This window comes from Parapontixanthobacter aurantiacus, from assembly GCF_009827635.1.
Classification (GTDB): Bacteria; Pseudomonadota; Alphaproteobacteria; order Sphingomonadales; family Sphingomonadaceae; genus Parapontixanthobacter; species Parapontixanthobacter aurantiacus.
On record NZ_WTYW01000001.1, the window covers coordinates 394,076 to 407,248 of the forward strand.

Here is a 13,173-nt window from a genome sequence, read left to right on the forward strand (position 1 = left end):
GTAAATGCATTCGGAGGATACAACACGATGCTCGAAGCGATTTTGGCGGTGATGGTCCTCGCCTGCGGCCTGCTGATCGGCGGAGCGGTGGCGCTATGGCGTCGCGGCGTCAGGAAACAGGCGGTGCTGATGGTCGTGCTGGCCGGGGTCGCTGCGCTCAATGTGGCGATCTGGACGGTCCCCGACGATAGCGGCGATGCCCCCCTCGAACGGATCGAAGGGGGCGAAGGCCTCGACTGATCAGTCGGGCAGTTCCCAGCGAACCGCGCTGGCGTAGGTCCCGGCGATGGCCTGCCCGTCGCTTCCCTTGGACGGCTTGAAACGGGCACGCTTCGAGACGAGGTCGCAGGTCGCTTCGTCGAGTTGTGGATGGCCGGTCGAGCCGGTGATCGTGCAACCGGTAACAGCGCCGCTGGCTGCGATGTCGAGGCGGAAACGCGCCGTTCCCACGAGCCCGCGATTGATCCAGACCGAACGGTAGTCATCGGTGGTGACCCAGCGACCCGGATCGTTTCGCGGCGCGGCGGCAACCGGGCTGAAGCGCGGCTCCGGCTTGGGTTCTGGCTTTGGCTGGACAACCGGACCCTTGGGCAGATCGATGAGGACGGTGTCGGTCCGGGGCGGCAGGACGTCGGTCGCGGTAATGAGCGGGGCGTCGTCGCGCGTGATCGTGTCGGGCCTCGGCGGGATGTAGGGATCGGGCGCGGTTTGCGGCGCGGCATTGTCAGGTTGCGGCTGCGGTTCGGGTTTGGGCGGCGGGGGTGGCGGGATCTCCTTCGGTGTGAAGATGCCGATGAATGGGTCGTCTTTGATTTCTTCGAACGCGCCGCCCGCCAGGCCGACCACGAGGCCGTAGCCGATGACGACGTGGATGGCGGCAACGGTGACGATGGTTCCGGGGCGGCGTGTGGCGGCAGCCCGATCAACATAGGCCATGATGCAATCCTCTCTTGTCTTCGCGCGGTTCGTTTCCGCTGCAATAGAGTATGTTACATCATTACATAATCTGGGCAAGCACGATCGCGTGGCGTGTTGCAACCTATGGGCTTGCATGACGTCCGGTTCGGTGAAGTTAGACCGCGGCTCGATGCCCTTAACTAGGGGCTCGACATCAATGAACCCGATCTCGGTGCCATTGTGTACCGAGGGCGAAATAGCTGCTCTGGCGACCCGTAAGGCGCTGAAATCGCGCCTATTTTATCGGGCAGTCCGGGTGCAGGCGGAAGTCGAGATAGTTGTTCACCGACGCCATCAGATCGTCCATCTCGTTCTCGAAGAAATGGTTCGCCCGGGGAATTTCCTCGTGGTGGATCGTGATGTGCTTCTGAGTGCGCAGCTTGTCGACCAGCTTCTGCACCGCGGGTGGCTGGACCACCGTGTCCGCCGCGCCCTGGATGAAGATGCCGCTTGCCGGGCAGGGTGCTAGGAAGCTGAAATCGTACATGTTCGCAGGCGGCGCGATCGAGATGAAACCGCGCACTTCCGGACGACGCATCAAGAGCTGCATGCCGATCAATGCGCCGAAACTGACCCCGGCGACCCAGGTCGTCTGCGCTTCGGGATGGATCGATTGCACCCAGTCGAGCGCGGATGCCGCATCCGACAACTCGCCGATGCCGTTGTCGAAGCTGCCCTGGCTGCGGCCTACTCCGCGAAAGTTGAAGCGGAGTGTCGCGAAACCGCGGTCGACGAAGGTCTGATAGAGCTTCTGCGTGATGCGATCGTTCATCGTTCCGCCGCCTTGGGGGTGCGGGTGAAGGATCATCGCGACCGGTGCGCGATCGCGCGGTGCGCCGCTGAAACGACCTTCGAGGCGGCCTTCCGGGCCGGGAAAAATGACTGATGGCATGGACGGGAACCTGCTTGAAAATTGTTGCGCCTCGCGCGGGTGGCGCATGCGAGGTCGCGGGCTATATAGGGTTCCGACGCAAAATCGCAATCATTTCGAGCCCGTACCATTCCCGAACGAATCTACCTCGATCACGCCGCCACGAGCCCCCTGCGCCCGGAGGCGAAAGCTGCGATGGAACAAGGGTTCGCGCTATGGGCCAATCCGTCCAGTCCGCACGCCGAAGGCCGTAAGGCACGGGCCGCGCTGGAAGATGCACGCGAGCGGATCAAGACGGCGCTCGGGTGGCAGGGGGAGGTTATTTTCACTAGCGGCGCGAGCGAAGCTGCGGCGCTGGCGCTCGAACGGGCCGACGCCCGCGCGAGACTGGTAAGCGCGGTCGAGCACGACTGCATATTACAAGCTGCACCGGAAGCCGAACGGCTGCCGGTCGGGGGTGACGGTGCTGTCGATCTTGCGGTCCTTCAGGAAGCCGTCGAACGCGAGCGTCCTCTCGTCGCCGTGCAACAGATCAACTCCGAAACCGGCAATGCACAGGCGATAGAGCAACTTTACGAAATCGTTTCGGGGGCTGGCGGGCTTCTCCTTTCGGACTGCGCGCAAGCCGCTGGCAAGGTAACGATCCTTCCGTGCGACATGGCGATCGTCTCGGCGCACAAGTTCGGTGGCCCGATCGGCATCGGCGCGCTGCTGGTGGAAGACTACGCGATGCTGAAACCGTCGGGCGGGCAGGAGCGGGGTTACCGGCGCGGGACGGAGAACCTGCCCGGCGTGCTCGGCATGGCAGAGGCGCTCGAAGCGTCCAGCGATCCTTATGTCGCGAGCGACATCCTCGAACCGCTCGACCAACTCGCGCGGGAATGCCGCGCCCTCGGCGGAACCTGGCTATCCGACAGCTTGTCCGATCCGACGCCCTACATACGCGCCATCGCCATGCCGAACATGAGCGCCACCGCGCAGGTCATGCGCTTCGACATGGCGGGCATGTCGGTCTCGCAGGGCAGCGCCTGTTCTTCTGGCACGATGAAAACCAGCCGCGTTCTCGAAGCGATGCAGGTCGAGCCTGAGGTCGCTGCCAACACGATCCGCGTGTCGTTCGGCTGGAACACGACGAAGGCCGAGGTGGAACGTTTCGCGGAAGTGTGGTTAGACCTGGCCCGGACATGATCTATCTCGATTACCAGGCGACTACCCCGCTCGCGCCCGAAGCGCGCGACGCAATGCTGCAATGGCTCGACGGGCCGGGCGGCAGCGGGTTCGGCAATCCGCACTCGCCACATCGCATGGGCCGGCAGGCGGCCGCCGCGGTCGAACTCGCGCGCGACCGGGTCGCGGCGCTCTTCCCTGCCGGTGGCAAGGTCATCTTTACCAGCGGGGCGACCGAAGCGATCAATCTCGCCATCCGCGGAAGCGGTTCGGGCGGCAGCGTCTCCTATTCCGCGATCGAACACGCGGCGGTGATCGACACGGCGGAAGATGCCGGAAAAGCGCACGTCCTCAACGTCGCGAAGAACGGTCAATGCAATACCAAGCAGGACTTGCCAGCCGATACGCGGCTCGTCTGCCTGATGCAGGTCAATAACGAGATTGGCACGATCCAGCCGACGGTCGAATGGCATCGCAAGGCGAAAGAGAGCAACGCGCTCTACCTATGCGACGCGGTTCAGGCCTACGGAAAGATGGAAGTGACCGGCGCGGACATGATCGCGGTCAGCGCGCACAAACTGCACGGCCCGAAGGGGATCGGCGCGCTGTGGGTGCGCAGCGGGCTCGACATCGACGAAGTTCAGACCGGCGGCGGGCAGGAGAACGGCCTTCGCTCCGGCACTTTGAGCCCTGCTCTGTGCGCAGGTTTCGGCGCGGCGGCACAGGAAGCGAAGGAGCGGATGGAGCGCGACGCGGAGCATGTCGACAAGCTGTGGAACCGGGCCATCCAGCTGTTCGACGGCTGGCAATTGAACGGCAGCGCGGACGCACGCTATCACGGCAATCTCAACATTCGCCGCAAGGGGCTCGATGTGAACCGGTTGATGAGCGAATGCCGCGACGTGATGTTCTCCGCCGGTTCGGCCTGCGCAAGCGGCTCTGGGCGCACGAGCCATGTGCTCGATGCGATCGGCCTGTCGAAGAAGCAGGCGAAAAGCTCGATCCGTTTGGGCTGGGGTCGCTACACCACCATGGAAGAGCTCGAGAAGGCCGCCGAGCAGATCAACGCCGCCGCACAGGCGCAAGGGGTGCTGGAGCGATGAAGCTGACGGTCCGCTTCGAAACGACGAAGGGTGATATCATCGAGGCTCCGGCCAGTCCGGGCGATACGCTCCTGTCTGCCGGACAGGCGGCGGGAATGCCCCTCGAAGGAACCTGCGAAGGGCAGATGGCCTGTTCCACCTGCCACGTCATCGTCGCGAAGGACTGGTTCGGAAAACTTTCCGGCCCCAGCGAAGAAGAGGAGGACATGCTCGATCTCGCCGCGGGCGCCTGCCGGACGAGCCGGCTGTCGTGCCAGATCGTCCTGTCGGAACGGCTCGATGGCATCGAGGTCGCGATACCCCCCGAAGCCCACGATATGAGCCGCACCTGACCTTCAACGAAGTTCGGCCTAAAACTTTACATTTCCGAGATACGACGCGAAACTTCGGTTCGATCAATCGGCGTCCGTGTCCATCCTGACCTCGCGCTCGCGCGGGATAAATGCGGGTGCGGGTTCGTTGCCCGATGCCGCATCGAGGCGGGAGGCCGCCGCCAGCATGTGCTCGCGCAGCCGGCAATGCATCTTCCACCCGCTTCTTGGATCGGGACCGCGCGCCATGAAGCGCACGATCATCGCTTTCGCGCTTTGTCCGACGACCTGGCACGTTGCATCGTCCGGGTCGATCACGTCCTCGTCGTTCTCGATGAACTCGCGGAACGGCTTGCGCAGCGCGTCGACATCGGCCCGATTGTCGAGTTCGAGTTCGACATGCATCATCAGGCTCGGGTCCTGCTTCGTCCAGTTCTCGAAACTCTCGCTGGTAAACGAGCTGACAGGCGCGATGATGCGCCGCTCGTCCCATGTGCGCAGCCGCAAATGGGTGAAGCCGATCTTCTCGACATAGGCCCAGCGGCCTTCGTAGAACACGGCATCGCCGATCCGCGCGGTCTGAGCAAAGGCGATCTGGACGCTGGCCATGATGTCGCCCAGCGCCTTGCGCGCCGCGAAGACGAGTACGAGACCGATGACGCCCGCGGAAGCGACGATGGACAAGCCGAGCGTGCTCGAGAGATTGCTGGCGATGAGCAGGAAGCCGATCCCGGCGAGCAGGATGAGCGCGATGACGATGCGGCGGATCGCGCTTAGCTTGGTGTAGAAATTGCGATCGGCGGCATTTTCTGGCGCTTCGAGTTTGCTGGTCCGGCGGGTCGTCGCGAAGTCGAACAGCGAATCGATGACCGACAGGGCGATGCCGATGACCGCCGCGATGAAGAGGAAGAGTTGCAGCGGGTCGAGGAGGTCGCGGACCGGACCCGAGAGGCGGAAGAAACTTTCCCGCACGAGCGCGAACGTCCCTGCGAAGGCGAGCAGTGCCGCAGGCAGGTGAATGGCCTCCAATACGCCGTAGATCTTCTCGTTGCCGCCCATCCGATCGCGCCATCGTTGAATGCCGAAATATGTCAGGGCGGCGGCGAGTGCGGCGACCAGCAGGATGAGGGGCAGGGCGAGGACTTCCCACCACGCCATCGTCCAGAACGCCTGCGCGCGAAGCCAGGGCGGCAGCGACTTCTCGAACGAGGTCGGACCGTATTCCTCGTACAGCGCGGGGACGTTGGCGACGGTCTGCCGACTGAAGACCCAGACCGGCTCGCCATCCGGGGCCTGGACGCGCCGCAACTGAACGGGAACGGAGCGATCGTTGCGCTCCAAGCGCCCCAATGTGATCGTTCGCCGCGCGACGCCGGCCATCGGATCCTTGCTGCTGGTTTCCGTATCGACCGCATCGGGTCTGTCGGGCAGGCTTTGCCAATCGATCGCGAGGGAACGATAGAGCAAATCGTAGAGCTTCGCGGCAACGACGCGCCGGGATACGTTCTCGCGGTCCTCGAGATTGGCGAAGTCGAGCCCGGCGGAGGCTGCTTCCCAGTCACCGCGCTAGCCCGCATCCATGAAGGTTTCCATAAGGCCGAGAGGGGTGTCGAGATCGAGTAGCGTCTCGCCCGCAGAGCCGCCGTTTTGCAGCGTGTCGACTTGGAAGACGTAAGGCTCGGAACCCTGTGCGACCTGCCGTTCGGATTGCGCCTGGGCCCCGGCGGCGAACATGGCGAAAAGGATTGCGGCGAAAAGCTGGACGATCGTCTTCATGGTTCCCCTTTGATGATCCCAATGTTCCGCCCGGTCAAAAAGGTCCGAAGATCATAAGAAAAGGCCCCGCCATAATTGGCGAGGCCCGTTCGAAATCAACTATGTGTCAGACGTATATCAGGCGGGTTCTCCGACCTTTTCTTCCTGCAACCGGCTGATCAGTTCCTTAGAGAATGCGGGAATGTCGTCCGGGTTACGGCTGGTAATGATGTTGCCATCAGTCGCTACTTCCTGATCCACTACGTTCGCGCCTGCGTTCTTCAAATCGGTCCTGATCGAGTGGTACGAGGTCGCGGTCTTGCCTTCGACGATGCCTGCTTCGATGAGCAACCACGGCGCATGGCAGATGGCCGCGATGGGCTTACCGGCCATGTTGAATTCCTTGACGATGGCCACGGCGCGCTCGTTCACCCTCAGCAGGTCCGGATTGATCTGGCCTCCCGGAAGAAGCAGTGCGTCGTAGCCTTCGCAATTCTCGATTTCGTCGACGGTCTTGTCGACCGAAACGCTTTCGCCCCAGTCGTCCTTGTCCCAACCCTTGATCGAACCCTTTTCGAGGCTGACGACGGTCGTTTCGATGCCGGCATCTTCGAGATTGGCCTTGGGCTTCATCAGTTCGGATTGTTCGAAACCGTTGGTGGCGAGGATCATCACCTTCTTTGTCATGCGTTATTCCTTTCGATTGCGTGTCTGACCTCTCAACGGGCGTGGAAACCGCATCGTTCCGCGCTTTCCGGCGGGGCGTGGCGATGTTAGGGCGAGGCGCATGAGCGATAAGGACAACGACACCCTGGAACCCGATCCCTTCGACGCGATCGTCGATGCCCCGTTCGATTCCGCCCTTTCCGAACGCTATCTCGTCTATGCGCTGAGTACGATTACCGCGCGTTCGCTCCCCGACCTGCGGGACGGACTGAAACCGGTCCACCGGCGGTTGCTCTGGACGATGCGGCAATTGCGCCTCGATCCGGCGAGCACGTTCAAAAAATCGGCTCGCGTCGTCGGCGAAGTCATCGGGAAGTACCACCCGCATGGCGACACCGCCGCCTATGATGCGATGGTGCGGCTCGCGCAGGATTTCGCCCTGCGTTATCCGCTGGTCGAGGGGCAGGGCAATTTCGGCAACATCGATGGCGATAACGCGGCGGCTTACCGCTATACCGAGGCGCGCCTGACCAAAACCGCTATGCAGTTGATGGAGGGGCTGGACGAAGGGTCGGTCGATTTCATCCCGACCTATAACGGGGAAGAGCAGGAGCCCGAGCTCATGCCCGGCCTCTTTCCCAACCTGCTCGCCAACGGGGCGAGCGGCATTGCGGTCGGCATGGCGACGAGCATTCCCAGCCATAACGTCCACGAGATCATCGACGCCACGCTGGAACTGATCGACTACCCCCATGTCGAACACGCTCGGCTGATGGAAATCTTCAAGGGGCCGGACCTGCCGACGGGCGGGCTCATCGTGGACAGTCCGCAGAGCATTGCGAAGGCATACGAGACGGGCAGGGGGGCATTCCGCGTCCGAGGCCGGTTCCATGCTGCCGAGGCGGAGAAGGAAGCCGATCGCGAAGCCGGGATTGAGCGCCTCGGCGGCGGCCAGTGGCAACTGGTCATCTCTGAAATTCCTTATCAGGTCACCAAGGGCAAGCTGATCGAGCAGATCGCGCAGGCCATTTCCGACAAGAAGCTGCCGATCCTCGACGACGTCCGGGACGAGAGCGACGAACAGATCCGCATCGTCCTTGTCCCGCGCAGCCGCAATGTCGATCCCGACCTGCTGAAGGAATCGCTCTACAAGCTGACCGACCTAGAAACGCGCTTCGGCCTCAATCTCAACGTGCTCGACGCCACGCGCACGCCGATGGTCATGGGCCTCAAAGAACTGCTGGAGAACTGGACGGCGAGCCAGATCGACATCCTTCAGCGACGCGCCCGCCACCGCCTCGACAAGATTGCCGCCCGCCTCGAACTGGTCGAAGGCTATATCATCGCCTTCCTCAATCTCGACCGCGTAATCGAGATCATCCGGACCGAGGACGAACCCAAGCCGGTGATGATGAAGGAGTTCTCGCTCACCGACCGGCAGGCAGAAGCCATCCTCAATATGCGGCTGCGTTCCCTGCGCAAGCTGGAGGAGATGCAACTGCGCCAGGAAAAGGACGATCTGCTGAAAGAGCAGGAAGGGCTTGAGAAACTACTCGCCTCGCCTGCGCGCCAGCGGACCAAGCTGAAACGCGACCTGACTGCGCTGCGCAAGGACTATGCGGAGGATACGCCGCTCGGCAAGCGCCGCACCACGATCGAGGAAGCCGCACCGGCGGTCGAATTCTCCATGGATGCCATGATCGAGAAGGAGCCGGTGACGGTCATCATCTCGCAGAAGGGATGGATCAAGGCGGCGAAGGGGCACGTCGATCTGGCAATTGACTTCAAATACAAGGAAGGCGACGGTCCGGCCTTCGCGCTGCACGCGCAAACTACCGACAAGCTGCTGCTGGCGCTGGACAACGGGCGGTTCTTCACCTTGGGTTGCGACAAGTTGCCGGGCGCTCGCGGGTTTGGCGAGCCGATCCGCACGATGCTGGATATGGACGCGGCCGCGACCATCATCGCCGCACTCATCTATCGCCCGAAATCGCGCCTTTTGCTGGCCGCGGATACCGGGAAAGGTTTTGCCGCCATCGCCGACGATCTGCTGGCAGAGACACGCAAGGGGCGGCAGGTTGTCAATCTGAAGGGCAGCGCGAAGCTCGTCGTCGCGCGCCTCATCGATCCGGCGCATGACCACGCCGCCATCGTCGGCGACAATCGCAAGCTCGTGGTGTTCAATCTCGACGAACTTCCCGAACTGGCGCGCGGGCAGGGGGTGAAGCTGCAAAGCTATCGCGACGGGGGGCTGTCCGATGCGACGACCTTCAGACTCGAGGAAGGTCTCAGCTGGCAGATGGGCGGCAAGGGTGACCGTACGCGGACGGAGGGTGAAATGTGGCAATGGAAGGTCGCGAGAGGCGGCGCGGGTCGCCTGCCCCCGCAGGGTTTCCCGCGCGACAACAAGTTCGACTGAACCGCCGGCTTCGAAGCCAGTTATTGCACGAAAAAGGGCCGGAAAGCGCATCGACGCTTCCGGCCCTGTCCCGTCCGGCATTGAAGCCGGTCATTTCTCGTCGGGTTATTCGGCCGACGTCATTTCCGCAGTAGCACCCGCGGTCGCGCCGTTCGTTGCAGCCAGCGCCTCTTCGATCTGTCCCATCGTCAGGCGCGCCGTAACGCCGGTATCGGCAGCGTCGAAATATTCGCGCAGCAGCGTGACCTTGTCGTCGCTCGCTTCGTCGCGCAGGACGACGATCTGGTCGCCTTCGACCGTGTCGATCGTGCCGAGGTGCTGGTTGTCGGCGGTCATCACCATCGCACCGGGAACGAGCGCAGCATCGCGCGCTTCGATCATGCCGGCAATCTGCTGGTCGATCATCGTATTGAGCTGTTCGCGCGTCACGCCGATGGCCGGGCCGTTTGCGTCTTCGCCGATCTGGCTGACAGCCAGCGGAACCTTGTGCTTGCCGGTGTCGAGAATGACCTGACCGTTGGCGACCTGCTCGATCGTGCCGACAGGATTGCCTTGCGGGCCATTGACGACGGCGCCGACGACGACCGGGGATGCGTCCGCTTCTTGGGCCAGTGCGGGGGTTGCCGTAAGTGCGATAGCTGCGACAGCCAGTTTCGCGAAATTCATGTAATTCTCCAAAAAATTCGTGTCAGACAGGCATAGAACGGCCCGCAGCGATCGGGGAAATCGCGTTGGACTGCCGAGCCGGATAAAGATGTCCGCCACTGCTTTCCGCATAATGCGAAGGGCGTCTCGTGGCGCGCCCCCGACCTCGAAGAGCCGGAAACAATGACGTTTTTTCAAAGATTGCCGTTCTTGGCAACCATGCTTGTTCTATCGAATCGTTGATTAAGCGCGGCTGAAGGGCTGTGTGCCGCTTCGTCAGTCGTCTTTTGCCAGATGCCGGTCGAGCATGGCGATGACGTCCCCCTTCTCGGGGAAGCCCGCGGCGATCCATTCTTCCTTCAGCGTCTGCATCAGGCGCGCGACCCCGGGACCGGGCGCAACCCCGCGGGCGATGATCTCGCCACCTTTGAGCGGAAAGAGCGGCACGTCCCAATCGACAAGCGGAGCCAGAGAGGCTCCTTCCAGCAGCAAACGATCCGTGGCTTCCTCGACGCCTTCCTCGAAAGCCAGTCCACGCGCACGGGCGGCATCATCGGGTCGGCGAGCAGCCGCTGTGGAAAGGCGGGCGCGCTGGGCCTTCGAAAGGCGCAGGCGAGCCGCGACACTTTCTGCCACGGAAGGGATCGGCGGCAGCAGCGCGGCGAGGCGGCGGATATCGGAAGGGGCGACATCGTTCGCGCGCTCTGTCTTGACGAGCCGCTCGAGCACGCCGAATTCGCGCTTCCCTGCTTCGGGCAGGATGATGGAAAGGACACCGAGTTCACGCATTTTGCAGACTGTCGCAAACGGATCCGGCAGGGCGAGGATCGCGAGGAGTTCCATCGCGATGCGCTCGCGCGACAAGCCTTTCAGGGTCGGCGCCATCTCGGCGATGGCGGCTTCGGTTTCCTCGTCCGCGGTCTCCCATCCGCCATAGCGCGCGCGAAAACGGAAATAGCGCAGGATACGCAGATGATCCTCGGCAATGCGCTGGCGGGCGTCGCCGATAAAGCGCACTCGTTCGGCGGCGAGGTCTTCCAATCCACCGAAATAGTCGGAAATCGCGAGGGTATGCGGATGCGCGTAAAGGGCATTGATCGTGAAATCGCGGCGCGCGGCATCTTCGCGCCAGTCGCTCGCAAAGGCGACGGTTGCGCGCCGACCGTCAGTGGCGACATCCCGGCGGAGGGTGGTGATTTCGACGGGAAGACCCGGAAAGATTGCCGTTACCGTGCCGTGCTCGATCCCGGTCGGAACGGTCCGGATGCCCGCTTCCCTGCATTTCCCGATTACCGTGTCGGGCAGCAACGGGGTCGCGGCATCCACGTCCTTCACAACGATCCCGCTGAGCGTGTCGCGCACCGCGCCGCCGACCCAGCGGATATTGTCCGGGCCAAGCGTCTCGGCCAGCGAAAGCAGGTATTCGTTTCGCGTCCAGTCTGCGGCTGGAAGGACGGTAGGGAACGTCTCAGCCATCCTGTGCCTCGACCCAAGCGAGCCTGCGCGACAGATTAACGATGATGGCCGCCGTCACCCCCCAGATGCGAAAGCCCTCGTAATTCATTTCGAGATAGCGGCGTGTCGCTCCCCGCCAATACACTTCGTTCGCGGACCAGTTTTCGGGTTTCATCAACAGATCGAGCGGCGCCTCGAACCAGCTGTCCACTTCCCGCGGGTCGGGGCGGATGGCGATGTCCGGCGGCACGGTGGCGAGAACGGGAGTGATGTCGAAGCCGGTCCCGGTCTGATAGCGGTCGGTTGCGCCGATGACCCGTGCCGCATCGGCGGTGATGGCGAGTTCCTCCTGTGCTTCGCGCAAGGCGGCGGCGATGGCGTCCTCTCCCGTTTCCAGCTTGCCGCCGGGAAAGGCGACCTGGCCGGGATGATCGCGCATGGTCGTCGGTCGCCGGGTGAGGATGACGCCCGGTCGTTCGCGCTCGGTCACCGCGATGAGCACGGCGGCATCTGCCTGCCGTCCGGCCGTGGCGAAGCGCGCATCGCTGAGCAGGTCGGGGGTGCCGCGTCGATGGCCCTCGTCGAAGAGCTGCTTCAGCCGGCCGAACAACTCGCTCATCAGGCGGCGGGCGGAAGCAGCGAAAAGGTTTCCCCTCCGCTCGTCATCCGCCACTCCTCGCCTTCTGCCAAAGCGAGTTCGGCAAGCTGCGCGTAAGTGCTGCGGTTGAGCCGAGCGAGGAGGCCCCGCCGCGCATGGACGTAGAGGTCGGGCCGTTCGCGCGAACCCTTGGCAATCAGCGGATGATCGGCGCCCACGACCAGCACCTCGTCGGTATTGAGGCGGACCGCAATGCCGTCCTCCCGGCGTTGTGCATCGACGGCAATGAGCGGCGCGTCCTCCACCTCGATCGAAAGCTTTTGATACGGCATGACGAGCCAGTGCGCGCCGTCCTTATCCCGCATCAGAAGCGAGGCGAAGGCGCGCACCATGGCGGGCCGCGTTACCTTGCTCCCCTCGTGATACCAGCTTCCGTCCGCCGCGATCCGCATGTGGCTGTCGCCGGTCTCGTCGGGCGACCATTGCTCGACCGGCGGAAGCTTGCGCAGCCGGACCTGCTCGGCAATCTCGGCGAGCGACATTTCGGCCAGTTCGGGGGGCGGGGTGTAGGGCATGGCTGTCGAGGACAGAGCGTTGCCAGAACCGACCGCGCCAGACAAGCGTTCGGAAACGCTTGCACGCGAAGATGGCGTCAGTGACCGGCGCGACCGGTCCAGGGACCGAGCATCCCCTCTTCGGGCAGGATTGCCGGATTGTCGCAGCGCACTAGCAGGCGCTCCTGCTCGTAGGGGCCGGGACAATGCCAGCCACGCGCCGGCCCTGCGGTAAAGTCCCAGCGCCCGTAGTAGTCGGCATCGCCGATCAGGACTTGCGGCAGACGCGGCATCCCGTTCGCGCCGATCCCGGCAAGGCAGGCCGCCATCAATGCCTGACCGAAACCTTCGCCCTGTCGCTCGGGCAGGACGGCGACGGGGCCGATCATGATGAGCGGATGCGGCTTGCCCTGCCGGTCGCCCAACGCAACCGGCCATGCCTGGATCGTCGCGACAAGATAGTCGTCCTCGTCGAGCGCCGCGAAGCACAACGCGTCGAGCGGCTGCATTCCCGTTCGGATGCGATAGGCGGTGCGCGCATGGCGATCCGGCCCGAAAACCCGGTCGAGCAAGGCCTCGACAAGTTCGGCATCGATAGAGGAAAGGGGGATTAGGGCAGCCATGAGGCGCCGCCGATAGGGGCGGCGATGGGCAATGTCACCCGAATTGAAC

The 13,173-nt window shown here is 63.4% G+C and carries 15 protein-coding genes; 5 read left to right on the plus strand and 10 right to left on the minus strand.

The features are described from left to right. Nucleotides 1-27 precede the first annotated feature (27 nt). A complete protein-coding gene (locus tag GRI38_RS01850; RefSeq protein WP_160681296.1) occupies nt 28-240 on the plus strand; it encodes a hypothetical protein in 213 nt (70 codons plus the stop codon). Here GRI38_RS01850 and GRI38_RS01855 read toward each other — a convergent pair whose 3' ends face one another. Both GRI38_RS01855 and GRI38_RS01860 read right to left on the minus strand, forming a co-directional pair. Further along, entirely contained in the window at nt 241-936 is a 696-nt protein-coding gene (locus tag GRI38_RS01855; RefSeq protein ID WP_160681297.1) for an energy transducer TonB, read from the minus strand. Between the two features lie 256 nt (nt 937-1,192). Next, the gene (locus GRI38_RS01860; RefSeq protein ID WP_160681298.1) at nt 1,193-1,849 is read right to left on the minus strand and encodes an alpha/beta hydrolase; all 657 of its coding nucleotides are present in this window, start codon (nt 1,847-1,849) and stop codon (nt 1,193-1,195) included. 120 nt (nt 1,850-1,969) lie between these two features. Here GRI38_RS01860 and GRI38_RS01865 point away from each other — a divergent pair, with 120 nt between their 5' ends. From GRI38_RS01865 to GRI38_RS01875, 3 genes are read left to right on the plus strand one after another with little or no spacing between them, the layout of a single operon-like run. Beyond that, a complete protein-coding gene (locus GRI38_RS01865) occupies nt 1,970-3,016 on the plus strand; it encodes a cysteine desulfurase family protein (RefSeq protein WP_337191260.1) in 1,047 nt (348 codons plus the stop codon). After that, nucleotides 3,013-4,098, plus strand: coding sequence for a cysteine desulfurase family protein (locus tag GRI38_RS01870; RefSeq protein WP_160682411.1), 1,086 nt, complete (start codon nt 3,013-3,015; stop codon nt 4,096-4,098). Before GRI38_RS01865 ends, GRI38_RS01870 begins: the two co-directional genes overlap by 4 nt. Then, nucleotides 4,095-4,430, plus strand: a complete 336-nt coding sequence (locus GRI38_RS01875; protein WP_160681299.1) for a 2Fe-2S iron-sulfur cluster-binding protein — start codon at nt 4,095-4,097, stop codon at nt 4,428-4,430. Before GRI38_RS01870 ends, GRI38_RS01875 begins: the two co-directional genes overlap by 4 nt. Before the next feature lie 63 nt (nt 4,431-4,493). Here GRI38_RS01875 and GRI38_RS01880 read toward each other — a convergent pair whose 3' ends face one another. The 3 genes from GRI38_RS01880 to GRI38_RS01885 all read right to left on the minus strand — a co-directional run bounded on the left by GRI38_RS01880 (nt 4,494) and on the right by GRI38_RS01885 (nt 6,851). After that, the gene (locus GRI38_RS01880; protein ID WP_237487309.1) at nt 4,494-5,876 is read right to left on the minus strand and encodes a mechanosensitive ion channel family protein; all 1,383 of its coding nucleotides are present in this window, start codon (nt 5,874-5,876) and stop codon (nt 4,494-4,496) included. 99 nt (nt 5,877-5,975) lie between these two features. After that, entirely contained in the window at nt 5,976-6,185 is a 210-nt protein-coding gene (locus GRI38_RS14015) for a hypothetical protein (RefSeq protein WP_237487310.1), read from the minus strand. A 117-nt stretch (nt 6,186-6,302) separates the two neighbouring features. After that, on the minus strand, nt 6,303-6,851 hold the full coding sequence (locus GRI38_RS01885) for a type 1 glutamine amidotransferase domain-containing protein (protein WP_160681300.1): 549 nt from the start codon (nt 6,849-6,851) through the stop codon (nt 6,303-6,305). Between the two features lie 100 nt (nt 6,852-6,951). Between GRI38_RS01885 and parC the strand changes: the two genes are divergently transcribed. Further along, entirely contained in the window at nt 6,952-9,249 is a 2,298-nt protein-coding gene (parC, locus tag GRI38_RS01890; RefSeq protein WP_160681301.1) for a DNA topoisomerase IV subunit A, read from the plus strand. A 105-nt stretch (nt 9,250-9,354) separates the two neighbouring features. Here parC and GRI38_RS01895 read toward each other — a convergent pair whose 3' ends face one another. From GRI38_RS01895 to GRI38_RS01915, 5 genes are all read right to left on the minus strand, one after another. Then, a complete protein-coding gene (locus GRI38_RS01895) occupies nt 9,355-9,915 on the minus strand; it encodes a DUF2171 domain-containing protein (protein ID WP_160681302.1) in 561 nt (186 codons plus the stop codon). A gap of 255 nt (nt 9,916-10,170) precedes the next feature. Further along, on the minus strand, nt 10,171-11,370 hold the full coding sequence (locus GRI38_RS01900; RefSeq protein WP_160681303.1) for a CCA tRNA nucleotidyltransferase: 1,200 nt from the start codon (nt 11,368-11,370) through the stop codon (nt 10,171-10,173). After that, a complete protein-coding gene (locus GRI38_RS01905) occupies nt 11,363-11,968 on the minus strand; it encodes a CoA pyrophosphatase (RefSeq protein WP_160681304.1) in 606 nt (201 codons plus the stop codon). Before GRI38_RS01905 ends, GRI38_RS01900 begins: the two co-directional genes overlap by 8 nt. Next, nucleotides 11,968-12,522, minus strand: a complete 555-nt coding sequence (locus tag GRI38_RS01910) for a DUF1285 domain-containing protein (protein WP_160682412.1) — start codon at nt 12,520-12,522, stop codon at nt 11,968-11,970. The genes GRI38_RS01905 and GRI38_RS01910 overlap by 1 nt, the downstream gene beginning before the upstream one ends. A 77-nt stretch (nt 12,523-12,599) precedes the next feature. After that, the gene (locus GRI38_RS01915; protein WP_160681305.1) at nt 12,600-13,124 is read right to left on the minus strand and encodes a GNAT family N-acetyltransferase; all 525 of its coding nucleotides are present in this window, start codon (nt 13,122-13,124) and stop codon (nt 12,600-12,602) included. Nucleotides 13,125-13,173 lie beyond the last annotated feature (49 nt).

Bases quoted from the DNA above. Each gene is read 5' to 3' on its own strand.
- GRI38_RS01860 (WP_160681298.1), bottom strand. From the start codon at position 1,849: ATGCCATCAGTCATTTTTCCCGGCCCGGAAGGCCGCCTCGAAGGTCGT.
- GRI38_RS01905 (WP_160681304.1), bottom strand. From the start codon at position 11,968: ATGAGCGAGTTGTTCGGCCGGCTGAAGCAGCTCTTCGACGAGGGCCAT.
- GRI38_RS14015 (WP_237487310.1), bottom strand. From the start codon at position 6,185: ATGAAGACGATCGTCCAGCTTTTCGCCGCAATCCTTTTCGCCATGTTC.
- GRI38_RS01875 (WP_160681299.1), top strand. From the start codon at position 4,095: ATGAAGCTGACGGTCCGCTTCGAAACGACGAAGGGTGATATCATCGAG.
- GRI38_RS01895 (WP_160681302.1), bottom strand. From the start codon at position 9,915: ATGAATTTCGCGAAACTGGCTGTCGCAGCTATCGCACTTACGGCAACC.
- parC (WP_160681301.1), top strand. From the start codon at position 6,952: ATGAGCGATAAGGACAACGACACCCTGGAACCCGATCCCTTCGACGCG.
- GRI38_RS01850 (WP_160681296.1), top strand. From the start codon at position 28: ATGCTCGAAGCGATTTTGGCGGTGATGGTCCTCGCCTGCGGCCTGCTG.
- GRI38_RS01885 (WP_160681300.1), bottom strand. From the start codon at position 6,851: ATGACAAAGAAGGTGATGATCCTCGCCACCAACGGTTTCGAACAATCC.
- GRI38_RS01900 (WP_160681303.1), bottom strand. From the start codon at position 11,370: ATGGCTGAGACGTTCCCTACCGTCCTTCCAGCCGCAGACTGGACGCGA.
- GRI38_RS01870 (WP_160682411.1), top strand. From the start codon at position 3,013: ATGATCTATCTCGATTACCAGGCGACTACCCCGCTCGCGCCCGAAGCG.
- GRI38_RS01855 (WP_160681297.1), bottom strand. From the start codon at position 936: ATGGCCTATGTTGATCGGGCTGCCGCCACACGCCGCCCCGGAACCATC.
- GRI38_RS01915 (WP_160681305.1), bottom strand. From the start codon at position 13,124: ATGGCTGCCCTAATCCCCCTTTCCTCTATCGATGCCGAACTTGTCGAG.
- GRI38_RS01910 (WP_160682412.1), bottom strand. From the start codon at position 12,522: ATGCCCTACACCCCGCCCCCCGAACTGGCCGAAATGTCGCTCGCCGAG.